Genomic DNA, 25,504 nt, shown 5'->3' with positions numbered 1-25,504 from the left:
ACCCTTTTTGTCGCGACCGCCTCAAGTTCAATTGAACTGAATCCCTCAATCCTATCTCATCCAATTTCCAATTGTTGCATTCACTCCTTCTCCGCCTTCTTCACCATCAGCCCCTAAGGTATAAAGGTCAAAATCCCCTTTTTCACCGGGGCTGAGATATAAATAATCCTGTCCCCAGGGATCTTTAGGAAGTTGCTGCATGTAAGGCTTCCAGTTTGGCGCGTCAGGTTCAGCTGTTGGTTTTGTCACTAAGGCTTCCAGCCCTTGTTCAGTAGTCGGGTAACGGTAATTGTCCAGCTTATAAAGTTGCAATGCCGAGCTCAGGGAAGAAATATCCTGCTTCGCTTTTACAATACGGGCTTCATCGGGGCGATCCATAAACTGCGGTACCGCAATGGCTGCCAAGATTGCTAAAATCACGACCACAACCATTAATTCGATAAGGGTAAACCCTTGTTGTTTAGTCACTTTTCGATTTCGTTGATTTAATTTCTCTGTTCTCATTTCTTTTTAACCTACCATACTATTCATTTGAAAAATCGGAAGCATTATCGCTAATACGATTGTTAATACCACGCCCCCCATAATCACGATCATAATGGGTTCAAGCAGACTGACCAAGGTGGTTGCCGCCGTATCGACTTCTTCCTCATAATGTTCTGCCCCCTTCAACAACATGACATCGACCTGACCATTTCCCTCACCTGTCTCGACTAGGTTCAGCAATAGGGCTGGAAAAAATTTGGCCTGTTTCATACTGGAATACAGTTTTTGCCCTTCTCGGACTTCGACCTCCATCTGCATCACTTTTTGCTTTAAGGGTAATAAATTCATTACTTCTGATGAAATTCTCAATGCTTCCGTAATCGGAACGCCACTGGCATGCAGCACGCCAAGGGTTCTCGCCCAGCGAGCACTCGCAGAATAGACTAAAAATTTTCTTAGTGCGGGAACCGATAACAACACCTGATCTCGTTGAGATCGCCATCTTTCTTTTTGCATTAACATTTTATAAACCACAATCATCCCAATGCCTCCCAACAGCAACCAGCCCCAGTGCTGGTCTAAAAACTCACTGGTGCTTAACAAACCTTGTGTTAAAGGAGGCAAACTTTGATTCATATTATCAAAGACCGACACAACCTTAGGAACCACAAAAGCCATTAAAAATAAAATAATGGCAACGGCCATAACCACCATTAAGGTTGGATAAATCAGAGCAGAACGCATTTTTTTGCGGATTTTTTCTTGTTTTTCTATCGACTCGGCCATTCTAGACAGCACTTCAACCAAATGACCACTTTCTTCACCCGCCCGAACCGTAGCAACATAGTCACTGGGTAAGTTAAAGCCTGAGCTGGTTAACGCCTGGGCATAAGAATGCCCTTCCGAGACCTTTTCAAAAATGCCTGTTGCAAAGCGTTTCATCACTTTATTTTCAGCTTGGTTCGCTACTGAACGTAAGGCATCTGCCATAGGCATGCCCGCCCCTAACAAAGTAAATATTTGGCGAGTCATCAAAGATAAATCTGCAATCGGAATCTTAGGCGTCAACCAGCTTAATGAGGATAACGCTTTGCGACGGTCCACAACGGGGGTGACGTCCAAAGGCGTTAACCCTTGATCCCGCAACTGTTGACGCACCTGTCTTGCAGACTCTCCCTCCTGTGTTCCCTTTTGGGTTCTGCCACTTGATGTCAGTGCTTGATATTCAAAACTCGGCATTCATGTCCTCTATTATTCTGCTTAACGCTGTACCACACGCATCACTTCTTCCAGAGAAGTCTGTCGATTAAGAACCAGCTCCATGGCACTTTGATAAATTGAGGGTGTGGTTTGATGGACATAGCTTTCAATTGCTTGGTCGGACTCGCCAGAGTGGATCATTTGACGTACCGAACTGTCAATTTCTAACAACTCATAAATCCCCATTCGACCTTGGTATCCGGTATAAGAGCAAGCTTCACATCCGACAGGATGCATAATTTCTGCCGACGACACGCCTAACATCTCACATTCCGCCTCATCCGCCGGTTTTTGTTCACCACATTCCGGACAAATCCGGCGCACTAAACGCTGCGCCATGACCCCTAGCAGACTGGAAGACAATAAAAACGGCTCCACTCCCATATCTTTCAGTCGTGAAATGGCACCCACTGCGGTATTGGTATGTAAAGTCGATAAAACCAAATGCCCAGTTAAGGAGGCTTGAACAGCAATTTCAGCCGTTTCGTAATCGCGAATTTCCCCAATCATAACCACATCTGGATCCTGCCTTAAAATCGCTCTTAAGCCTTTGGCAAAAGTCATATCCGCTTTGGTGTTGACTTGAGTCTGGTTAATCCCTTCAATGTTATATTCAATGGGGTCTTCAACGGTCATAATGTTTCGTTGATTGTCATTTAAACGTGACAACCCAGCATATAAAGTTGTTGTTTTCCCCGACCCTGTGGGACCTGTAACCAACAAAATACCATGCGGTTTTTGTAACAACGTCTTAAGTCTAGCCAATTGTTCATCTGGCAGCCCTAAATCCGTTAAATCTAATCGGCCTGCACTTTTATCCAGTAAACGCATGACCACTCGCTCTCCAAAACTGGAGGGAATGGTTGAAATTCGTAAGTCGACGGCACGTCCGCCCAACTTAATCGCAATTCGCCCGTCTTGGGGTAATCTTTTTTCAGCAATATCCAGTTTTGCCATGACTTTGATACGGGAAACCAACATGGAGGCAAACTGTATTTTAGGAGTCAACACCACTTTCAACTGACCATCAATTCTAAAACGCACCCGCAATTGCGTTTCAAACGGCTCGATATGAATATCGGATGCATTCTTGCGGATGGCTTCTGCCAAAATGGCATTTAGCAATTTAATAATCGGGGCATCATCATTACTATTCAATAAATCTTCAGCTGTCGCGACCTCAGCCATGGCTTGGTCTAAATCAGGGATATCCAATTCATCCATAGCCTCCATTGAGTTGGAGGATTGCGAAGCATATTGTGCTTGTAATTGCTTTTCGAATGCCGATTCAGAGAGTGGTCTTACCGTTAGGTCTTCACTGCCGAAAACCCGTTGTACTTCCATCAAAACTGAAGGTGGAGTGTTTTCCAAACAATATACAACGCGTCCAATATCCGGGTGCATCCCTAGGACAACGCCATTTTTATTCGCAAAGGAGAAGGGAAGCGCATTCATATATCGTCAAACTCTTCTAAAGGCATAGGGTCTTCAGCAGAGGGTTGTTTTTCAGTTGGCTGTTTGGCTTCTTTGGTCGTTTTGGGTTCCGCATTAGAAGACGTCTCTTCAGGTTTTGAAGGATCGAATGGCTTTGCAGGCTCCATATTTTTCCATTGCTCCAGCGTTGGCATTCTCGGACGTAATCCCTCCAAAAGACCCGAATCTTTTTTTAACAACTGGGTCTGCTCATCTCGGATGAGGGAGTACTTTTTACGGCTGTAATAAGTGCCCATCTTGTTATCTCGAACAATCACAGGACGCAAGAAAACCATTAAATTCACTTTTTCCCGTTCATTGCTGGTAGAACGGAACAGCGCGCCTAACCCGGGAATATCGCCCAGGCCTGGGACTTTTTTCTCTACTTCTGTTTCTTTCTCCGTTAATAACCCCCCGAGCACAATGATATTTCCATCTCCGACAATCACTCGGGTTTTGATTTGCCGTTTCGAGGTCTGAACATCTACAGCATCCCCCTTTGGAATCACATCGGAGATTTCTTGATTGATTTCTAAGAAAACCTCATCTCCCTCATTGATTTGAGGCGTGACTTTTAAGCTTAACCCAACATTTTTCCTCTCGATTGTATTAAATGGATTTGTTGGCGTACTGGAAGCGCCTGTAGAGGTATAAGAACCTGTTTGAAAAGGCACCTCTTTACCCACAATAATCTCAGCTTCTTCGTTGTCCAGTGTCAGCAAAGTAGGCGTCGATAAGATGTTGGCTTCAGAATCACTGTTCAATGCTCGAATCAACGCTCCCCAACCCGTTCCATCCGCACTGATTTCACCGAAAGCAGCATTGACCCCTGTGCCAATGGCATTGGCTTGTGCCGCAGGGTTCCCCGCATTTCCAATAATGGTTGGAATCGTTCCTGAAAAATTAATCAGCCCCACTCCATTTGGACCCGCAGCCCCCCATTCAACCCCTAATTCGGCTTGCTTGGTTTCAGTGACTTCAACCAGAATCGCCTCGATCAACACTTGTGCTCGACGAATATCTAATTGCTTAATCACTGTTTTTAGAACGGAAGCGACACCAGGCGGTGCACTGATAATCACAGCATTCATACGCTCTTCGGCTTCAATGCTAATTCTTGATTTCAGGGTTTTATCATCCAGTTGGTTAACTTGCACGCCATTCCCTGTAGCATCAGAAGCAGTCGCATCACTTGCCTTACCGCCTGAACTGGCACGGCTCAACAATGAGCGGTTGGTTGCAATTTTTTGTAATACAGGTACAAGCTCTTCAGCTTTAGCATAATGCAGATAAATCACTTGGACTCGACCCTCAGAAGGTACAGAAACATCCAAATCTGCAATCAAAGCGCGCATTTGACGTCGAGTATCTTTATCGCCCGATAAAATGATTCGGTTAGAACGCTCATCAAACGACACATTAAACTGTTTGTTGGCGGATTTGGACATCACTTTTTTAACCACCAACATCATTTCTTCAGCAGAGGCATGCGATAATTTAATCACTTCATAGCCACTGGATTCATCTACATCAACCCTTTTAATAATTTGTTTCATCCTATCAATATTCGATTGACTGTCTGTCACAATCATTCGGTTGCTTTCAGACAAAGCGACCAGATGTCCTTCTCTCGCAACAAGCGGTCTAAGCACTGCAACTAATTTCGTTGCGGGTACTTTTTTGACGGTAATCACTTCCGTCACCCAATCACTCTGTTGTGCATCACGATTTTCATATGGCACCTGATCTCTTGCCAAATTTGCCGGAATAATTTGAATCGCCGTTTTACCAGGGATGGCGACATAACCATGAACATGTAGGATTGCTAACAATGTTTCATATAAATCGTCAGGATGCATTGCTTCTGGTGCAATCAAAGTCACTTTCCCTTTCACACGAGGATCAATGATGAAATTTTTACCTGTCAGCTTCGCGACAGCCTCAATGACTTTTTCGATGTCTGCTTGTTGAAAGTTCTGTTTCAGCGTCACGTTTTCTGATTTAGACTCTTGCTGTGCAGCAACGCTGAGACTCATGCCGATTAAACAGAACCATAAAATAAGTTTCATTTTTTTCATATTAATCCAGGGTTACCTGTAGGGTTTTAGTTTCATTCTTACGTTTAACGATCAACTCAAATTTTGTCAACGTGGTTAAACGTTTCCAGGAAGCTTGATTTTGAACGATTTCTTTAATGCTTTTACCATTGATATGGGTAACCACATCTCCCGCCTGAAAGCCCAATGCTTTAAAGAGGGCTTTATCAGATTTTGGCCAAACCTGAATGCCTTGCCAGCCACCATTTCGTTCAATTATTTTAAAAGATAAAAGTTGGGATAGGATTAAAGGTGACTGTTTTAATTGAGTGCCTATGTTTTTCAACTGCTTTTGCTGAATTGCTGATACGGAACCAGAACGAGTTGTTTTTGTGGATGTTGAAACCATATCTTTTGCATTATCTTCCAATAACAGCTTTTCCAACTGGCCTCTATTTTTTAGAATGACGTATCGCTCTCCAATATCTTGCAACTGCAAGTCATTTAAAAACTCTTCTCCTTTACTCACCACGTAAGTGGTTTGTGAAGACTGAATTAACGCCACCCCTTTGCTCCCTAAATTCACTAGACCAATCAGCTTTAAATTCAGTCGAGTTAACGGCATATTATCAGTTGAATGGGAATCGCTTAAACCTGTATCAGAAGCTTCCGTTCCCATTAAATAAGAAGGAGAACCAGTGACAGTTTCTGTTGGCTTTTTTATGGAGAGTGTAGGAATCATTGGCGTTGTGATGGTTTTGAAATTAACAGCAATCAAACTGCCTGAAGCCCAAGCACACAGAATGACACCGAATATGAGCATACTTCTTGATAGGCTTTCTTGAGATTTGAGAAAGATATTTGCCACCCAGCCAATTCCTTTTCGATGCTTTATTTAAAATTCTAAACCAATTAAAGTCAGATTGCTTAAAAACCAGACAAAACAAACGTTTTTTTAACCTAGGTTTTTAACAAAAATGTAAAGACTCTCCTTAAATTCTAACAAGAAATTATGACAATGAAATGTTAATACAAAAAAAAAGCCCGATAAAATCGGGCTTTTTTGACTCTTGGAAAGAAACTAAAAACTTAGTTTACTTTTTGATCCAATGAACCATTCGCGTAACGCGCTTGCATTTCTTCAAGACCTAATGATTTGATCTTATCAGCATGTCCTGCACAACCAAATGCTTCAAAACGTGCTTTACAGATTCCCATCATTGCATCTTCAGCTGCTTTCAAGAACTTACGAGGATCAAAGTTAGACTTGTTTTCTTCTAAATGCTGACGAACCGCACCAGTAGAAGCCATACGTAAATCAGTATCGATGTTTACTTTACGAACACCATACTTGATCCCTTCAACGATTGCATCAACAGGTACACCATAAGTTTGACCCATGTCACCACCGAAGTTGTTGATTGTTTCCAACCACTCTTCTGGAACAGAAGATGAACCGTGCATTACGATGTGAGTATCAGGAATACGCTCGTGGATTTCACGGATACGGTCGATACGTAGTACATCATCAGAAGGCTTAGAAGTAAACTTGTAAGCACCGTGAGAAGTCCCCACAGCAACAGCTAGACAGTCAACGTTTGTTTCTCTAACAAATTGAGCTGCTTCTTCCGGATCCGTTAGTAGCGCGTCTGCATCAAGCTTCTCATCAGAACCGTGACCATCTTCTTCACCCATCATTCCAGTCTCAAGAGAACCTAGGCAACCTAGCTCACCTTCAACAGTTACACCACCAGCATGAGCCATTTTTACAACAGCCGCTGTGATATCACGGTTATATTCATAAGAAGCAGGAGTCTTCATATCAGACTGCAAAGAACCGTCCATCATAACAGAAGTGAAACCAGACTGGATGGCACGTAGACATACACCTTCATCCGAACCGTGGTCTTGGTGCATAACAACTGGAATGTGAGGGAACATTTCAACCGCACCTTCGATTAGGTGACGAAGCATTGGCTCACCCGCATACTTACGCGCACCAGCTGACCCTTGAAGGATAACTGGAGAGTTACAAGCATCAGCAGCACGCATGATTGCACGAACTTGTTCCATGTTGTTTACGTTAAACGCAGGCATACCAAAGTTGTTTTCTGCTGCGTAGTCCATTAATTCACGAAGTGTAATCATCGCCATATGCGAGACTCCTCTATTAGTTTAAAAATAAATCGGTTCATTTTAACAAGCTTTTCTTTGATTAAAAAGCTTAAAAATCATCATAAAACCCTTGCTTTACTAAGGAACTTTAACGATTTCCATTTGGTTTGTGCCGCCCATTGTTCCACGTGATTGACCACGTGTCACCACAATCAGGTCACCTGATTTAGCCACACCTTTTTCTTTCAATTCTTCCAAAATACGATCTTGTACTTCATCATCATTCAGACCTGTATAGTCAACGCTTGTCGGATATACACCACGGTACAAAGTCACTTTACGACGCGTATCGATATGCGGTGTCAAAGCGATGATCGGAATCCCAGAGCTGATACGCGACATCAATAGTGGCGTATTACCAGATTCAGTCAAAGCAGCTATACACTGTACACCAAAGTGGTTCGCAGCATACATGGCAGACATCGCAATTGTCTCATCGACTGCTGTAAAGAATTCATCAATACGATGGGTCGATTCACGTGTGCTTCTTGATTTTTCAGCTTCATGTGCGATTTCAGACATCGTTTTAATGACCAGATTCGGAGAGTGACCCGTTGCCGTTTCACCAGACAACATGACCGCATCCGTACCATCCATTACCGCATTGGCAACGTCAAAAACTTCAGCACGGGTCGGAATCGCATTTTCAATCATCGTTTCCATCATCTGTGTGGCTGTAATGGTAATACGATTCAGCTGACGTGCACGCTTAATCATTTTCTTTTGCAGCGCAGGTAGCTGTGCATCACCTACTTCAACCCCTAGATCACCACGAGCAATCATAATCACATCAGAGGCTAGAATAATGCTATCCAGAGTGAAATCATCATTAACAGCTTCCGCACGTTCAATTTTGGACACGATACTGCAAACTAGGCCAGCTTTTTCTGCCAGTGAACGACAGTACTCTACATCTTCAGCACTTCTTGGAAAAGACAATGCTAAATAGTCACACTGAATTTCAGCCGCCGTCAGGATGTCTTCTTTATCTTTTTCTGTCAGAGCAGCAGCTGACAGTCCACCACCATGTAGGTTGATACCTTTGTTGTTTGATAATTTACCACCAACAACAACGGTACAGTTGACACGCTCGCCTTCAACATTATCAACATCCAAAACCACACGGCCATCATCTAATAATAGACGATCACCCGATTTAACATCATATGGCAGACTCTTATACGTCAGGCCAACTTCTTTTTGGTTACCGGCTAAAGGATCAACATTATTATCTAATGAAAATTTGTCGCCTTGCTCCAGAAAAATACTGCCTTCTGAAAAGCGGGCAATACGGATTTTAGGACCTTGAAGATCGACTAAAATCCCGACTTCGCGATCTAATCGCGCAGCGATGTCACGAACATTCTGCGCTCTTTCAATATGTTCTGAAGGGTTTCCGTGAGACATGTTGATGCGTACAACATCAACCCCTTCTTTAATCATTTTTTCTAACTCACCGTCTCTGTCCGTTGCTGGACCCAACGTTGCAACAATTTTTGTTCTTCTTAAACCAGATGGCATAGGATTTTTTACCTTTAAATAACCTTCATTTTGATTTGACTGAAAGCAAGATGACTCGCGAAATAAACTCCCTGATCGGGCATATTATCCTTGAATTCATTTACCGAGGCATCCTCTCGTCTTTTACAGCAAACACTTCGTGAAGTGTGTTAACAAATGAATGAAAAGGCCAGGCAACCTGCCTGACCTTACTTATAACTTATGTTACTTTGCAGCTGCTTTTTCTAACATTTCAACAGCAGGTAGCTTTTTACCTTCTAGGAATTCCAAGAAAGCACCCCCACCCGTTGAGATATAAGAAACTTTGTCTGCAATGTCATACTTATCGATGGCAGCTAATGTATCACCCCCACCTGCAATAGAGAATGCAGAAGATTCTGCAATCGCCATAGAGATCGCCTTAGTTCCTTCACCGAATTGATCAAACTCGAATACACCTACTGGACCGTTCCAAACGACTGTTCCAGCGTTTTTAATAATCGTAGCCAATTCATCAGCTGAATCAGGTCCGATATCAAAAATCATGTCATCATCAGCGACTTCTGAAACATTTTTTGTTTCTGCAGCAGCAGTTTCTGAAAACTCTTTACCGCAAACTACATCTGACGCCAATGGAATCGCTGCACCACGTGCTTCCATGATTTCATTCAACTTCTTACAGGTTGGAACAAGATCAGATTCAGATAATGATTTACCAACATTGTACCCAGCTGCTTCGATGAAGGTATTTGCAATACCACCACCAACAACCAACTGATCAACTTTCTCAGAAAGAGACTCAAGAACTGTTAGTTTCGTTGAAACTTTAGAACCACCCACAATGGCAACCATTGGTCGTGCTGGATTGTTCAATGCTTTACCTAATGCTTCTAGTTCAGCCGCCAATAAAGGACCTGCACAAGCCGTTTCAGCAAAGGCACCGGCACCATGTGTTGACGCTTGTGCACGGTGAGCCGTACCGAACGCATCCATTACATAGACATCACAAAGAGCGGCATACTGCTTAGAAAGCGCTTCATCATTCTTCTTTTCACCCACGTTGAAACGTACGTTTTCCAAAAGAACCACTTCACCTTCTGCCACTTCAAAGTCACCACCAAGGTAATCTTTAATGATACGCACTTCTTTGCCTAACTTAGCTGACAAATCAGCCGCAACAGGTGCTAGAGAGAACTCTTCTGCGTACTCACCTTCAGTAGGACGACCCAGATGAGACATTAACATTACTTTTGCACCTGCTTCAGCAGCCATTTTAATGGTTGGCAATGAAGCACGGATACGCGCATCAGAAGTTACTTTACCGTCTTTAACAGGCACGTTTAAATCTTCACGGATTAATACACGCTTACCAGCTAAGTTCAGATCAGACATCTTAATAACAGACATATTGAGTCCTCTTTTTAAAGTTTAAAAGCGCTTCCCGAAGGAGAGCGCATTAGATTTACATAATAATTAAGTTTTCTTTTCTATACTCATCCGCAGTACAGATAAGAAAAATTAATTGAAAAGGGAAGGTAAACCACCTTCCCTTTAAGTCATTCAGCCGTAACTTACTTGCTACCTACATGCTCAACAACACGCATCATGTTACATGTATAACCATACTCGTTGTCATACCATGCAACGACTTTAACGAAAGTAGGATCTAGTGCGATACCTGCTTTAGCGTCGAAGATAGATGGGTGAGAATCACCACGGAAGTCAGTTGAAACGTTCGCTTCTTCTGTGTAACCAAGAACGCCCGCCATTTCACCTTCAGAAGCTTTCTTCATTGCCGCACAAATGTCGTCATAAGAAGCGTCTTTTTCTAGTTCGACTGTTAGATCAACAACAGAAACATCAGAAGTTGGTACACGGAAAGCCATACCTGTCAACTTACCGTTAAGCGCTGGTAATACTTTACCTACCGCTTTAGCAGCACCTGTAGAAGAAGGGATGATATTTTCAAGAATACCACGACCACCACGCCAGTCTTTCATAGAAGGACCATCAACTGTTTTTTGAGTTGCTGTTGCAGCATGAACAGTCGTCATCAAACCACGCTTGATACCGAAATTATCATTCAATACTTTAGCCACTGGAGCCAAACCATTTGTTGTACAAGAAGCAGCAGAAACGATTGCTTGACCGGCATATTCATCATGGTTAACACCATAAACGAACATTGGGGTGTGATCTTTAGAAGGAGCAGATTGAACCACTTTTTTCGCACCCGCTTCGATATGCGCCTGGCAAGATTCTTCAGTTAGGAAGAAACCAGTACATTCGATTACTAGGTCAGCACCTACATCAGACCAAGCTAGGTCAGCAGGGTTACGCTCAGCTGTGATACGGATTGTTTTACCGTTAACAACTAGGTTCCCGTCTTTTACTTCAACTGTTCCGTCAAAACGTCCGTGAACAGAATCATACTTCAGCATATAAGCTAGGTATTCAGGATCTAGAAGATCGTTAATTGCAACAACTTCAATGTTTGCAAAATCTTTTGCTGCTGCGCGGAAAGCCATACGACCGATACGGCCAAAACCGTTAATACCAACTTTAATAGTCATTATTTTAAACTCCTAAAAACGACCAGGCCTGGCTATTATCCAAGCCTAGTTTTAAACAAATAATTATTTACCAAGAACCTTGTTTGCTGTTGCAACAACATTTTCTACAGTGAAGCCGAACTCTTTGAATAGTTCGCCTGCTGGCGCAGATTCACCGAATGTTGACATGCAAACCATACCACCATCAAGACCCACGTATTTGTACCAAGATTGTGCAACACCCGCTTCAATCGCTACGCGCTTCACTCCTGGAATTAAGACAGAGTCTCTGTAAGCTTGATCTTGTGTATCAAATGCACACGTTGATGGCATTGAAACAACACGAACTTTTTCATTCATCGCTTCAGCCGCTTCAACAGCCAAACCAACTTCAGAACCGGTTGCGATAAAGATAATATCTGGCGTTCCTTCACAATCTTTCAGAACGTACCCACCTTTTTCAATGTTCTTAACTTGCTCTGGCGTACGTTCCATTGGCGTTAGATTTTGACGAGAGAAAACCAATGCCGTTGGCGCATCACCACGCATCATAGCCACTTTCCATGACACAGCTGATTCAACCGCATCACATCCGCGCCAAGTTTGGAAATTCGGAATCACACGCATGGTTGCCAATTGTTCAACTGGCTGATGCGTTGGTCCATCTTCACCCAGACCGATAGAGTCATGTGTATATACATAAATCGTACCGATTTTCATCAGGGCAGACATACGCAATGCATTACGCATGAACTCCATAAACATGAAGAAGGTTCCGCCGTAAACTTTGAACCCACCATGAAGAACCATACCGTTCATCATATGCGCCATACCAAATTCACGAACACCACAAGACAGGTAGTTACCATCTGCTACCGTTGAGTTCACTTTAACCGTACCTGACCAATTCGTTAGGTTAGAGCCAGTTAAGTCAGCAGACCCACCGAACATTTCTGGTAACAGTGGTCCCATTGCTTCAATCGCATTTTGAGACGCTTTACGAGAAGCGATATTTGGCATTTCTTCTTGCGTTTTCGCAATGAAGTTATCCATTTCAACTTCGAAGTTCGCAGGTAGATCACCCGCCATACGACGTTCAAATTCAGCCGCTTCTTCTGGGAATTCAGCGCGGTAAGCTTCAAATCGAGTATTCCACTCCGCTTCTTCAGCAGCCCCTTTCTCTTTATGGTCCCAACCGTTATAAACTTCATCAGGAATAACGAAAGGTTCATAATTCCAATCTAGGTTTTCACGTGTCAGCTTGATTTCTTCATCACCTAATGGTGCACCATGACAGTCATGTGAACCACATAGGTTTGGCGAACCAAACCCAATCGTTGTACGAGTACAAATCAATGTAGGCTTATCGTTAACAGATTTCGCTTCACGGATTGCGGCATCAATTGCATCAGCATCATGACCATCAACATTTGGAATCACATGCCAGTCATAAGACTTAAAGCGACCAGGAACACCTTTTTCCATCCAGTCACCGATATGACCATCGATAGAAATATCATTATCATCCCAGAAAGCAATCAACTTCCCTAGTCCCAATGTTCCTGCCATCGCAGCAGCTTCATGAGACAGACCTTCCATTAAACAACCGTCACCCATGAACACATAAGTATGATGATCAACGATGTTGTGACCAGGCTTATTGAACTGAGCGCCTAAAGTACGCTCTGCAATCGCCATACCAACCGCATTCGTGATCCCTTGTCCTAGTGGACCCGTTGTTGTTTCGATACCATCTGCATAACCATATTCAGGGTGACCCGCTGTTTTAGCGTGTAATTGACGGAAGTTTTTAATATCGTCAATGCTTAGATCAAAACCTGTTAAATGCAACAAAGAATAAATCAGCATAGACCCATGCCCGTTTGATAAAACGAAACGGTCACGATCAGCCCAATTTGCATTTGTTGGGTTATACTTCATGTGGTCATTCCACAAGACTTCGGCAATATCAGCCATACCCATCGGCGCACCAGGGTGACCAGATTTAGCTTTTTGTACTGCGTCCATGCTCAAGACACGGATCGCATTAGCAAGTTCTCTACGAGTTGACATCGGCAACTTCCCTCAAGTTATAAAAATTCGGTATTCTTATCCAATTTTTTGGCCCTTTTGACCGCTTATAAAAATCGACAAGTATAAATTTGGACGAACATTCTCTCTTAAAATGACAAAATCATCAAGTTTTCTTATCATTTCATCAGTCTTTATTTATTTAAATTAGGCTAAATTTTGTGCTCAAATCGTGCCTTTAGTTTTCTAAACACAGCTTATTCAGCAAAGATGACAGCCTTATGAAATTAAAGATTTTTTTATATTTTTTATCTTAAAAAGATTCGATTCATAAAGCTGTCCCGCAATGACTTTTTAACCAGCACACGTGACAAGAATTGATTCACTTAACTTTTATCGGGGGATTATTCAGTCAAGCAAAGAAAAAAACATTTTAAACGGGTTGTTCAGTCTGACGTTTTTCCAACCAGTTTTCATAGAGCGACAAGGTCGCTGGAATGACCAGTAAAATCAACGCAGTTGAAAATGCCAGCCCAAAGGCAATAGACACCGCCATCGGAATCAAGAATTGAGCCTGTAAAGAGGTTTCAAACAATAATGGGGTCAATCCCGCGATGGTTGTTAAAGAAGTCAACAACACCGCTCGCACACGTTGAACAGAAGCTTCTTCAAGCGCCTGATTCACTGCCATTCCTTCTTCGCGCAAGCGTTTATAAAAACTCACCAAAATAATCGAATCGTTTACCACAATCCCCGCCAGACCGAAGAACCCGAATAAGGATAAAATAGTCATATCAATCCCTAGCCACCAATGACCAAGAATCGCTCCTATCAACCCAAAAGGGATCGCCATCATCACCACAATCGGCCATGTATAAGAAGCAAACACCCACGCCAAGACGATATAAATAATCGACAATCCAATCAACAAACCGACTTTCATGTCCGCCATCGTTTCTGCCTGCTGAGCATTTTGCCCTTCCAATGAATACCGCAACCCATAAGTATCCGAGAGTGATTTCAATGTCGTTTCTTCCAACTGGTTCAGAATTAGATTGGCATTATTCACGCTTTTATCCACTTCACCTAATACGGTCACAGCCAAACGACCATCTACATGACGCATCACATCAAACCCTTGCTGGGTTGACCAAGAAGCCACTGAACTCAATACAACACGATCACCGGAAGGGGTCATTATTTTCATTTTATCGATACTGGCTAACGTTGCCTGTTCCTCTCTTGGAAATTGGACTCGGACTTCAACTTCATCTTCCCCATCGGTAAAAATCTGCACCAACCGACCCGAAAAAGCGTCCGACAACTGATGACCCAAAGAGGCATACGTTAAACCAAGTGCTTGTCCTTCAGGTGTTAAGCGATACACCATTTGGTCTCGACCATACGGCAAATCATCTCGAACACCGGATACCCCCTGGATTTGAGACAAAACTTGCTGCAAATCCAACGCGGCTTGCTTCAGTTTTCTGGGCTCCGCCCCCCACAGTCGAATATCAATATCACTCCCCGGTGGCCCCATTCTTGGCGCTTCAATCGTCAACACATCCAACCCTGGCACCACACCGGCTTTTTGTTGCCAAACCCGAATAAACTCATCATTACGTGTATCACGCTCATCCGGCTCGGCCAACTCAATATTAATCCCACTGAAGTTTGCACCTTGCTGTTTTGAGGTCTCGTTATAGTGCACCACGGCGACCTTGACGATACCAGGCTCCAATTCTTTTTCGGTGTCCAGCAACGCTTGATACAAATGGTCCACATATTTTGAACTCACTTCAGAAGGTGTTCCAGCCACAAATCTAGCATCCGCGGATAACTTTGTTGATTCCGGCGAGGGGAAAAAGACAAATGCCAAACGCCCACCAGCCAATAAACCGATTACAAAAATCATCATCGCCAAAGTGGATGTAATCGTTATCGCTCGATGCGCTAAGACCCATTTAATCATCGACCTAAACTGTACGTTCCGCCAATGATCAATCGTATTATCCAACCGTAAACGAAGCGAACCGGGTTTGGCGGGCGTCACTTTTTTCAAGGCATGGCGTAAATGCCCTGGCAAAATCACAAAACTTTCAATCAATGACGCAAAAATGACCGAAATAATCACCAGTGGAATTGCAAACAGGATATTTCCCATCTCTGCCCCAATCATCATTAGAGGCAAAAAGGCTCCAACAGTGGTAATGGAAGAAGCCGTGACAGGCGCAAGCATTCTGTGTGCCCCCCCTTCTGCCGCTTGTAAAGCAGGTTCGCCCATTTCATGATGGGCTAACGCATCCTCCCCGACCACTATGGCGTCATCCACAATAATCCCTAATGCCATAATCAAGCCAAATAGGCTGACCATGTTAATGCTGCCACCCGCCAGATACATAATCATCAACGTCGCCATAAATGAGACTGGAATCCCAACAGCCACCCAAAAAGCCACTCGACCATTCATAAAGAGATACAAAATCAAAATCACAAGAATCAAGCCGCCGACCCCGTTATTCACCAGCAACATAATTCGCTGATTCACCAACGACCAGGTTTCGTCATATACTTTAAAATGCATGCCTTTGGGTAAGGTAGGCTCTGTTTTAACCAGCCAATCCTGCATGATTTTAGACGACTTTAACGTATCTCCCGATTCCGAACGCATCAACCGCATTTCAATCGCTGGATGCCCCTCTACTTCCAGCAAAGGCGTGTCTTTTTTAGCGCGACGTTCAATATGGGCGATATCCCCTAAACTCACTTTTTCCGTATCCGACACCAACACAGTGAGTTGCTCAAAGTCGCTTTCAGTCCGTCCTTGCTGAATGGCACGAATATCGCGCACACTTTGGTTGTCACCGACAGACCCTGCGGGTAAGTCACGACTCATGCCGGCCACCTTGGTGGCGATATCCTCTAAAGACAGTTGATAATGTTCCAGTGTTGACTGCGGCACTTCCAGCGCCATTTCTTCTAAAGGCAATCCTTTAAATTCAACTTTATCGATACCCGCATCCAACAATTCTCTTTCAAATCGGCGGGCAATGGGTCGCATCTCTTCCACTGAACCGTTGTCACTAATCAACAGCAACCGTGCAATCGGCTCATAACGAACTATGCGTTCAATAATCGGTTTTTCGGAATCTTGCGGTAAATTCCTTAGCTCACCGACACGCTGATTCACTTGGTCCAGCGCCTCAATCATGTTCGTGCCTTCTTCAAACTTCAACGTCACCATTGAAGTCCCTAAAGAAGAGGTTGACGTCATTTCATCTAAATTATCAAGGTTACGCAGAACGCGTTCCACCGGCTCGGTGATCGAGGTTTCAACATCTTCCGCATTTGCCCCAGGCCAGACCACTCTTACCGTGGCATAGTCCAGCTCAAAGTTAGGAAAGAATTGCACATTCAACTTCAACAGAGCCACAACCCCTGCCAAAATCATAATCATCATTAATAAATTCGGTGCAACCTTATGGCGAGCAAACAAACCAATAAATCCGCGGGATTTGAATTTATCTTCATGTGGATGGTACCCAGGAAAGTCTTGGCTATGAGCTTCTGGCCGAAAGAGTTCATCATGGTCTGACATTCAATTACTCCATTACCGAAACTTTTAGCCCACTAATTGCATTCGGTAAGTGCGTTATCATTACCTGTGCTCCGTCAGAAACATCTCCCCGCAAAAGAACCATAGGCTGACCATCTATACGGGTTTCTCCCAAATTTTCAACGTGTTTCATATGCAACAAACCTTGTTCGACCACATAAATACGATCTGCACCATATAATGCTGAATAAGGCACCGCAAAAACATCCGTTAAACGCTCACCATAAAAATCTACCTGTAACAGCTCGCCTGGGCGAAGCACTTTCAAAGCATCCGGCAAGGCAAAAAAAGCATCCACGCCACTGGTCTTAGCCTCCCCTGCTAAGCGTTTCAACGGCAACTTAAATTGTTGATTATGCCTTTCCAACCGAGCATATAACGTATCGCCACTTTGCAACCCTTCATAAACGGTCTTCAATTGTTGTGTTGGAATTTGTGCGCGTAACTCTAAGCTATCCAATGCGTAGTAACTGAGCAGTTTAGCTCCCGTATTGACACGATTCCCCTGCGCCACTGATACTTGAGCAATGCGTCCATCATAAGGGGCGATGATGCGCCCACGTTCCAAATTAATCTTGGCTTGTTCAAAATTCGATTGCGATTTTTGCAGTCTCGCTTGTAACTGCGACACCTTCACTTTATGCTCTTGAACCGATAGCTTGGCACCCACCACCACATATTGTTGACGCACTAAAGCTTCTTTAGACTGGTCTAAAACCGATTTGGCGGCCAAATCTTTTTTTAAGAGTTGTGTATTACGCTCAACATCTCTCTCTTTTAAGGCCAAGACTTTTTTCTCAAACTCCAGCCGTTTTTGGTTTGCATCATAAGCCAGCTTTTCAAGATTCAATTGCGCCTGAGTATCGGCCACATCCGCTTTCGCAATTTGATAAGGCAGCTCTAAGTCAGAATCAGCTAAGGCGACCAGTTTCATACCTTTCTCAAAGTTATCGCCCGCCTTGACAGGTAAGTCAGAAACAACCCCTGCCACAGGAGCGGAAACATCCACTAAACGAAAGGATTCGACCTTGCCATACAGCGTTTGAACACGGGATAAACTTTGCTTTTGAATGCCCAATACTTTAATGGGCCAAACTTTTTGCTGAATTTGTACAGGCGGCTGTGTCGGCTTGGTGGCCTTTAAAAAAATAAAAATACCAACTACGCCCACCAAAATGAGTATTGGCACCATCGCTGGTTTCAAACGTTTTGTTAAGCCAGTTAAAGCCATTTTTACCTACTTATTGAAATATTTAAATTATGAATGCGTTTATCCGAGCAACCTAGCTATCCTCTCGCACCGGTAGATTAGCAAACCCTAATTTTTTTATTTTATCAGACAGTGTGCCGAATGGTAGCCTGATAAGCTGACAAAAACCTGAACACTCTCCCCGCTCTAAGAATTAGGTTGTCCTTCCCATTGGTGATGATCCGGATCATCGCGAAGACTGACCGGCTCCTGATGGATCAAAACATCCGCATTATCGAACTGCTTTAACAAATTTGCCGTCACTTCTTCAGAGATGGCATGCGCTTGAAGCAAGCTTAAGTCATCATCCAATTCTAAATCCAGCTGAATGAAAATCGTCGGCCCAGAACGGAAAGTTCTTAAATCATTAAACCCGCGAACATCTGGATGACTCAATACAATTTCCTGAATTTCCGCTCGCAACTCATCTGGCAATTCACGATCCAGCAGTTGATTGGAAGAAAGGTAGGCCAATTTCAAGGCCTGCCAGGCAATCCAAACCCCAATCAACAACCCGAGGAAAGCATCGACCCAAAGCCAGGAAACCAACAACAACCCGATCAACACCGCAAAGTTAGCGCCCAAATCAGACACATAATGCAAACTGTCCGAGGTAATAGCGGTTGAGCCGGTACGGCGAATCACATAACGCTGAAAACCGACCAGAGAAAGCGTCAACAGCATAGAGAATAGCATCACCCAAATCCCGATTTCCGGCGTTTGAATCATCTGTGGAAACAGCAGTCGATCAATGGCGTGTAAAATGAGATACAAAGCAGACCCGGCGATGAAGACACTTTGCGCTAATGAAGCAAGCGGCTCTGCCTTTCCGTGTCCCAATCGATGCTCATTATCTGCCGGCACCTGCGCCAAGCGCACCGCAAACAAAATCATAATGGAGGCCACCAAATCCAATCCGGAATCCAGCAACGATGCCAACACCCCAACAGAGCGCGTTTCCCACCAGGCATACGCTTTCACCAGCAGCAATGTTAGCGCCACCAGAACGGAAGCATAGGTTGCAATACGCGTCAATCTCAACAATTTCAAATCGTTTTACCACCTTTTGAAACACGCTCACGCCACTCAAAAATGACCAGGCCTGGTTAAAATTAAGCCATCTAGATGACCGAATACTCTCCGACAAAATTCTCAATCAAGCGCATTCTTTCTTGCACAATGGCTTCTCCAATCTCAGCGCCTTTTACCCCAGTCGCCAAGATAGCTTGATTATCGACAGCATTTGCTCGCTTAGCCAATTCTAACCAAAAATCCTTTTGAGGATAAGGACGACTTTCAAAACCAAGCCGTCCTCTAGCATCTGCTTCACATGCAATCAATAAAGATTCAAATTGAGCAACCTCCTTAAACGCCTGGCAAGCCGATAAAACCTTTAAAAAGGTTGCCGTTTTAAGGTGAGGATGCCCTTCTGAATCCAATCCACGATGAATCAGACCATGATATTCCGTTACTTTCTCCGCAAAAACCTGTGTTTTCTTCGGCACACGATACTGCTGACAAAGCTCAGCCACCAACGGAACACCTGCTTTTTCATGACCGTGATGCTTCGGCCAAAATTCCCGGGGGGTGACCCCTTTGCCTAAATCATGCACCAAAGCCGCAAATCGTACTGACACATCATCTGATAATGCGGCCGATGCATCTAAAACCATCATTGTATGCACCCAAGCATCCCCTTCAGGGTGATGCTTTTCAGGTTGCTGAACCCCTTTTAATGCCTCCAATGCAGGAAACAATACCGATAACGCATTCACTTGATCCAACACTTTAAAAAAAACACTGGGAGTCTGAGTATTGAGCGCCTTCACTACTTCCTGCCAAACACGCTCGGGCGTTAAAGTCGACAATTCTCCTGACGCTGACATCGACTTCATTAAAGCGGTCGTTTCCGGCGCCAGCGTAAATCCAAAGGCCGACAATTTTGCCGCGAAACGTGCCACTCTCAACACCCTCAAAGGATCTTCAGAAAACGCCTCAGAGACATGGCGCAATACCTTCTTAGCTAAATCCTGCTGACCACCATAAGGGTCAACAATCCGTCCCTCGGCATCTTGTGCCATGGCATTAATCGTCAGGTCACGGCGAATAAGATCGTCTTCCAATGTCACCGTCGGATCAAAGGAGACTTCGAAACCATGATACCCTTGACCACTCTTTCGCTCTGTACGCGCCAAAGCATATTCTTCTTTTGTCTTAGGGTGCAGAAACACCGGAAAATCTTTCCCGACCTGAGAAAACCCCTGTTCCAGCATATCCTGCGGTGTCGCCCCTACGACAACCCAGTCATGGTCATATACCGGAATATTCAATAAGGCATCTCGTACTGCCCCACCAACAAGATAAGTTTCCATCATTTCACCTTAAAACATCTTTTTGCTTTTTCGGCCATCATAAACTAAAAAAGCCGTCAAATGACGGCTTTTAATCGAGAAACGGGTTCAAAATCAAACCAATTCATCTTCATTTCGACCGGCTTCTTGTCGGTAAAAATTGTAGCGCTCTCGCATATTGGTCGGCAACACATAACTGGCCAACGTTTGCTCCACACTCATTGGCACAAACCCAAAACGATTTGAAAAGTCTTCATCTGAAATCAAATCAGATTTTAAAAGACTTAACTGCACTTTAGAAACCGAACGAATTGGTGCGAATGCGTTTAAAAAACTCATGAATTTTGCATTCAAAGAGCACATTGGAATCACCAAGGCATCGTCTTTTTGCATCATGTCTCTGACCAGGCTCGCCAAGTCTTTCAACACCATGCGCTCTTCACCCACCACTTCGATTTTCTTACCGAATAACGTCGTGTCTTTAATGCTTAGCACCAAGGCTTTTGCAAAATCTTTCACGGACAATGGCTGAACCGCAACACTGGCATTGGCCACCGGAAGTACAGGGAACAGGTTCAACTGATTTTTAAATCGAGTCGCCACTTCATCTCCCTCGCCCAACAATAATCCGGCTCTTAGAATCGTCACTTGAGCACAAGAAATCGTATGCATGATGGCATCGGACTCGCCTAAGTTATACAACCAGTTGTTACGCGCATTATTTGCATCGGCACCAATTTGAGATAAGGCCACAACCCGTTTGATGCCCGCTGACTCAACCGCTTTCTTAATCTGTTGATTGACCGCAACAATGTCTTTTTCCGAAACTGCTTCTGTTTTCGCGGTCAGATCAGCGGTTAGGTTCACCACAACATCCGTTCCCATAAAAGCTTTTTTCAGCCCTTCTGAGTCTAGCAAACTATCGATTTGAACCAATTTCGTGTTTTTGTACAACATATAGTCACGAAATCTTTCTGGGCGACGTACAACGACCGAAATCTCATAGCCACTTTTTGACAACTCATTGACAACCGAACGACCAATAAACCCCGTTCCGCCTAATACAACTACTTTATTGCCCGTCATAACCCTTCCCGCTTTTATTTGATTGGAATTTAAACAGCCCGTAAGAATAAAGAAAATCGGCCACAAGGTCAAGAAATTGCCGAAGATTCTCCTTAAAGTGTTTGGTCTCAATTTGATAAAATACCCCCATCTCAAATTTAAAAGGAAGATATTATGGCTTTATTGGTTTCAGCCTATAAAAGTGCAAAAAAAGACGAACTCTATTTATTTGTGCCTAAAGAAGATGGTTTGGAAAAATTATCCGATGAACTGTTAGTCATGTTCGGAGAACCACAACATGTCATTGATTTTGATCTGACGGAAAAACGTAAGCTGGCACGCGTAGACGCGGAAGAAGTAAAGAAAGCCCTCGAAACCAAAGGCTACTTCATGCAAATGCCGCCTTCAGAAATTGAAAAAATAGGTGACATGCCGCCACCGCCGGAACATCTTGATAACATTTTTTAAACGAATCCAAGCAAAGTTCGACACGCTGTTTTAAAATGAATACCCGATTATTTCAGTCGGGTATTGATAATTCGTCGTTTGTCGTTAAAATGGACGTTCAATTCAATTACACAAAAAGGAAATGCAATATGGCTTTTACTCTTCCTGATTTACCTTACGATTATGATGCACTAGAAGTTTCTATCGATGCTCGCACGATGGAAATTCACCATACAAAACACCATAACACTTACGTAACCAATCTAAATAACGCCATTGCAGACACGGAAAATGCCGATAAGTCTTTGGAAGATTTGATTGCGAATGCAGGGTCTATTTCTCCTGCTGTGCGTAACAATGGTGGTGGACACTGGAACCATTCTTTCTTCTGGGAAGTGATGACTGGTGACAGCATGGGCGCTCCAACAGGTGCATTAGCAGATGACATCAATGCCACTTTCGGTAGCGTAGATGCCATGAAAGAAAAATTCAACACAGCCGGTGCCACACGCTTCGGTTCTGGTTGGGCATGGTTAACGGTTTCTGCAGACGGCAAGCTTGAAATCTCGTCAACGCCAAACCAAGACAACCCATTAATGGACGTTGCCGAAGTCAAAGGAACACCTATTTTAGGTCTGGACGTTTGGGAACATGCTTATTACCTACGTTACCAAAACCTACGCCCAGCTTACATGCAAGCGTGGTGGGACGTCGTCAACTGGAACAAAGTTTCAGAACTGTACCAAGCCGCAAAAGCTTAATCGCTCTTGTTCTCAGAAAAACCCCGCAGTGCGGGGTTTTTTATCGCCATCAACAACTTACAATCAGCCTGCTGCTTCAAACATTTTCTGCTCCCTTCTCCCTTTTATAATCTTTATCTTTATTAACTCTTTATAAAATCAGCCTTTTCTTGTCATAAAAGTTTCACAATGATTTTTGTTGCTTTTTTAATTTTTGGGGATATAATCCCAAATCATGAATACAAAAATACAAACAGCACTGGTAAAAAGTGCATCAAAAATCTTAGGCCCTCTGGTTCGTATCATGCTCCGGAACGGAGTTTCTTGTGGCAGCTTTGAAGAAATGGTGCGCAAAGCGTATGTCGACGAAGCTTTCAACCTTTCAATGATTGAAAATAAAAAAGCGACGGTTTCGTCTGTTTCCGCTAAAACCGGACTTTCGCGAAAAGAAGTCAAACGGTTGAATGAACTAGACAAAATTGATTATTCCGAAAATGATCAAAAATACAGTCGAGCCACTCGCGTTTTGGGCGGTTGGACAAATGATACCGAATTCCTTTCGCCTGAAAATGAACCCATGCCTCTAAGTTTGGACGACGGAGAACATTCGTTTATTAAGTTAGTCAAAAAATACAGTGGCGACATCACGCCAAAAGCCATGTATCAATTGCTCATGGACGCCAAATGCATCCAGCAACAGGACGGCCAGATTCATTTAGTCAATCCAGCCTATGTCCCTGGCAACGACTCACCAGAGCTGATTGGTATTTTGGGAACAGACACACAAGAATTGATTCAAACAATCAACCACAACCTATCCACCCAACAAAATAACAAGCGATTTCAACGAAAAGTTTCGAGTGCAAAACTGGACAAAGAAGCCCTTTCACAATTTGAACAGTTGGCCAATCAAAAATCTCAAGCACTGCTTGAAGAACTTGATCATTGGTTATCCCAACACGAAGCAGAACATGACAAAGACAGCCAATACGTCAGTCTTGGCATTTATTTATATCAAAAAGATTCTAATGGAGAACTCCCATGAAAAAAGGATTAATACTTGCCACTCTTCCAACGGCTCTAGCACTGGCTCTTTACGGTTGTGGCGGAGACACCACGTCTGACGCCAACACCACCAGCGGCATCGGTGGAACAGGTTACATTTCTTCTGGGACCATCACCGGGTTCGGAAGTGTCTTCGTAAACGGTGTCGAGTTTGAAACCAACGCATCAAACTTTGACATTGAAGGCATCAGTGGAACCCAAGGAGACCTAGCCATTGGTATGGTCGTCAAAGTCAACGGTAGCATCAATGCTGATGGCATCACCGGCACGGCAACCAGCATCGTTTACGACGATGACATTCAAGGGCCTGTCTCAGGCTTGACTTTGCTGTCGCCTGACCAGAAAGAGTTTACCGTGCTGGGTACAACCGTCATTGCTGACATCAATACAACCTCCTACGATGGCACCAACGTTGATGGCACCAAGTTTGACTTCACCAACCTGTCTGACAATAACAATGTCGAAGTCAGTGGGTTCTATAATGCCAGCAATCAATTAATTGCCACCCGTATTGAACTCAAAGATGCCGTCTTTGACAGCAGCACCAGTGAAATTGAACTGAAAGGCACCATTGCTGGTTTAATTGGAACAAGCTTTACGCTTAACTCGGTTAATATTGATGCCTCTGCAGCAGAACTGAGCGACCTACCTAATGGATTAGTGAACGGTGCCTACGTTGAAGCCAAAGGCACTTATAATGGCGTTGACACTATCATCGCCTCAAAAGTGGAAGGGAAAGACGACAGTGTTGAGGATACCGATGAATTTGAGGTAGAAGGGTTTGTTTCAGGTTACAACACAGGCGACCTAGCGAACTTCAAAGTCAACCAAATTCCTGTGGACGCAAGCAATGCTGAATTGTCTCCACCGAGCTTAACTCTAGAAGACAATATGCAGGTTGAAGCCGAAGGCAGCATTGTCAATGGCAAATTAATCGCGACCGAACTGAAACTGCGCAGTGGTGAAATCAAAATCAAAGCCACCGTCAGCGCAATTGATACAACCAATAAAACCTTTACTGTGAGCCCTGTGACAGGTCAACCAGCCATTACGGTTCATGTCGGCACCGAAACGGAAATGGAAAATGAGGTGTTGGATACGGACAGCTTCTCTGTAAACGACTTAAATCCAACCACGGATTATGTTGAAATTGAAGGCTATGATAATGGGGATGGCAGCGTCTTCGCTTCTGGCGTCAAAGTCAAAGAAGCCAGCGACATTGTTGTTAAAGGGATTGTCGAAGCTGGAACAAGTACAGGCACAAGCATTAAAGTCTTAGGTGTTACGTTTTCGATTGCCCCTGGAACGTCTTTTAAAAATAGCGATGACACCAGCATGACTCAGGCAGAATTTTTCAATGCAGTCACCTTAAATCAAAGCCTAGTCAAAATCGAAGATAAAGTAACGGCGGATGGAACGGCTGATACCATCGAGCTAGAATCGCCTTAACACCTCTTC

At 43.7% G+C, this 25,504-nt stretch carries 19 protein-coding genes; 4 read left to right on the top strand and 15 right to left on the bottom strand.

Translation table 11 applies throughout. The features are described from left to right. Positions 1 to 51 precede the first annotated feature (51 nt). The 15 genes from gspG to GHNINEIG_RS01220 form a co-directional block, all read right to left on the bottom strand. Complete coding sequence (gspG, locus tag GHNINEIG_RS01290) at positions 52 to 504, bottom strand: type II secretion system major pseudopilin GspG (protein ID WP_317616028.1); 453 nt, start codon at positions 502 to 504, stop codon at positions 52 to 54. 6 nt (positions 505 to 510) lie between these two features. Next, the gene (gspF, locus tag GHNINEIG_RS01285) at positions 511 to 1,725 is read right to left on the bottom strand and encodes a type II secretion system inner membrane protein GspF (protein ID WP_135794982.1); all 1,215 of its coding nucleotides are present in this window, start codon (positions 1,723 to 1,725) and stop codon (positions 511 to 513) included. A gap of 21 nt (positions 1,726 to 1,746) precedes the next feature. Continuing rightward, positions 1,747 to 3,201, bottom strand: a complete 1,455-nt coding sequence (gene gspE, locus GHNINEIG_RS01280; protein ID WP_135794981.1) for a type II secretion system ATPase GspE — start codon at positions 3,199 to 3,201, stop codon at positions 1,747 to 1,749. Further along, positions 3,198 to 5,297, bottom strand: a complete 2,100-nt coding sequence (gene gspD, locus GHNINEIG_RS01275; RefSeq protein ID WP_135794980.1) for a type II secretion system secretin GspD — start codon at positions 5,295 to 5,297, stop codon at positions 3,198 to 3,200. The genes gspE and gspD overlap by 4 nt, the downstream gene beginning before the upstream one ends. A gap of 1 nt (position 5,298) precedes the next feature. Beyond that, positions 5,299 to 6,123, bottom strand: a complete 825-nt coding sequence (locus tag GHNINEIG_RS01270) for a type II secretion system protein N (protein WP_135794979.1) — start codon at positions 6,121 to 6,123, stop codon at positions 5,299 to 5,301. 221 nt (positions 6,124 to 6,344) lie between these two features. Then, entirely contained in the window at positions 6,345 to 7,409 is a 1,065-nt protein-coding gene (gene fba, locus GHNINEIG_RS01265; RefSeq protein ID WP_135794978.1) for a class II fructose-bisphosphate aldolase, read from the bottom strand. A gap of 99 nt (positions 7,410 to 7,508) precedes the next feature. Beyond that, a complete protein-coding gene (gene pyk / locus GHNINEIG_RS01260) occupies positions 7,509 to 8,951 on the bottom strand; it encodes a pyruvate kinase (protein ID WP_135794977.1) in 1,443 nt (480 codons plus the stop codon). Between the two features lie 204 nt (positions 8,952 to 9,155). Next, the gene (locus GHNINEIG_RS01255) at positions 9,156 to 10,337 is read right to left on the bottom strand and encodes a phosphoglycerate kinase (RefSeq protein WP_135794976.1); all 1,182 of its coding nucleotides are present in this window, start codon (positions 10,335 to 10,337) and stop codon (positions 9,156 to 9,158) included. A gap of 164 nt (positions 10,338 to 10,501) precedes the next feature. After that, positions 10,502 to 11,503 carry a type I glyceraldehyde-3-phosphate dehydrogenase gene (gap, locus tag GHNINEIG_RS01250; protein WP_135794975.1) on the bottom strand — a complete coding sequence of 334 codons (1,002 nt, stop codon included), beginning with the start codon at positions 11,501 to 11,503 and terminating at the stop codon, positions 10,502 to 10,504. A gap of 63 nt (positions 11,504 to 11,566) precedes the next feature. Beyond that, on the bottom strand, positions 11,567 to 13,555 hold the full coding sequence (tkt, locus tag GHNINEIG_RS01245) for a transketolase (protein WP_135794974.1): 1,989 nt from the start codon (positions 13,553 to 13,555) through the stop codon (positions 11,567 to 11,569). Positions 13,556 to 13,946: 391 nt separating this feature from the next. Next, on the bottom strand, positions 13,947 to 17,111 hold the full coding sequence (locus tag GHNINEIG_RS01240) for an efflux RND transporter permease subunit (protein ID WP_135794973.1): 3,165 nt from the start codon (positions 17,109 to 17,111) through the stop codon (positions 13,947 to 13,949). 4 nt (positions 17,112 to 17,115) lie between these two features. Further along, the gene (locus GHNINEIG_RS01235) at positions 17,116 to 18,360 is read right to left on the bottom strand and encodes an efflux RND transporter periplasmic adaptor subunit (RefSeq protein WP_135794972.1); all 1,245 of its coding nucleotides are present in this window, start codon (positions 18,358 to 18,360) and stop codon (positions 17,116 to 17,118) included. Positions 18,361 to 18,525: 165 nt separating this feature from the next. Then, positions 18,526 to 19,428, bottom strand: a complete 903-nt coding sequence (locus GHNINEIG_RS01230) for a cation diffusion facilitator family transporter (RefSeq protein ID WP_135794971.1) — start codon at positions 19,426 to 19,428, stop codon at positions 18,526 to 18,528. A gap of 71 nt (positions 19,429 to 19,499) precedes the next feature. Then, positions 19,500 to 20,750 carry a multifunctional CCA addition/repair protein gene (locus tag GHNINEIG_RS01225; RefSeq protein WP_135796799.1) on the bottom strand — a complete coding sequence of 417 codons (1,251 nt, stop codon included), beginning with the start codon at positions 20,748 to 20,750 and terminating at the stop codon, positions 19,500 to 19,502. Between the two features lie 93 nt (positions 20,751 to 20,843). Next, positions 20,844 to 21,815 (bottom strand): NAD(P)H-binding protein, encoded by a 972-nt coding sequence (locus tag GHNINEIG_RS01220; protein ID WP_135794970.1) that lies wholly within the window; start codon positions 21,813 to 21,815, stop codon positions 20,844 to 20,846. Positions 21,816 to 21,968: 153 nt separating this feature from the next. On the opposite strand from GHNINEIG_RS01220, the gene GHNINEIG_RS01215 reads away from it, so the two are divergent. The 4 genes from GHNINEIG_RS01215 (at position 21,969) to GHNINEIG_RS01200 (ending at position 25,495) form a co-directional block, all read left to right on the top strand. Further along, positions 21,969 to 22,262 (top strand): YcgL domain-containing protein, encoded by a 294-nt coding sequence (locus GHNINEIG_RS01215; RefSeq protein WP_135794969.1) that lies wholly within the window; start codon positions 21,969 to 21,971, stop codon positions 22,260 to 22,262. 128 nt (positions 22,263 to 22,390) lie between these two features. Then, positions 22,391 to 23,002, top strand: a complete 612-nt coding sequence (locus tag GHNINEIG_RS01210) for a superoxide dismutase (RefSeq protein ID WP_011369659.1) — start codon at positions 22,391 to 22,393, stop codon at positions 23,000 to 23,002. 214 nt (positions 23,003 to 23,216) lie between these two features. Continuing rightward, positions 23,217 to 24,026 carry a DUF6502 family protein gene (locus GHNINEIG_RS01205; RefSeq protein ID WP_135794968.1) on the top strand — a complete coding sequence of 270 codons (810 nt, stop codon included), beginning with the start codon at positions 23,217 to 23,219 and terminating at the stop codon, positions 24,024 to 24,026. After that, positions 24,023 to 25,495, top strand: coding sequence for a DUF5666 domain-containing protein (locus tag GHNINEIG_RS01200; RefSeq protein ID WP_135794967.1), 1,473 nt, complete (start codon positions 24,023 to 24,025; stop codon positions 25,493 to 25,495). Before GHNINEIG_RS01205 ends, GHNINEIG_RS01200 begins: the two co-directional genes overlap by 4 nt. The last annotated feature ends 9 nt before the right edge of the window (positions 25,496 to 25,504 follow it).

Origin of the sequence: Hydrogenovibrio crunogenus, from assembly GCF_004786015.1 — a bacterium.
GTDB lineage: Bacteria > Pseudomonadota > Gammaproteobacteria > Thiomicrospirales > Thiomicrospiraceae > Hydrogenovibrio > Hydrogenovibrio crunogenus.
The sequence above is the reverse complement of the archived record's forward strand: the minus strand, read 5'-3'. Positions and strand labels throughout refer to the sequence as shown.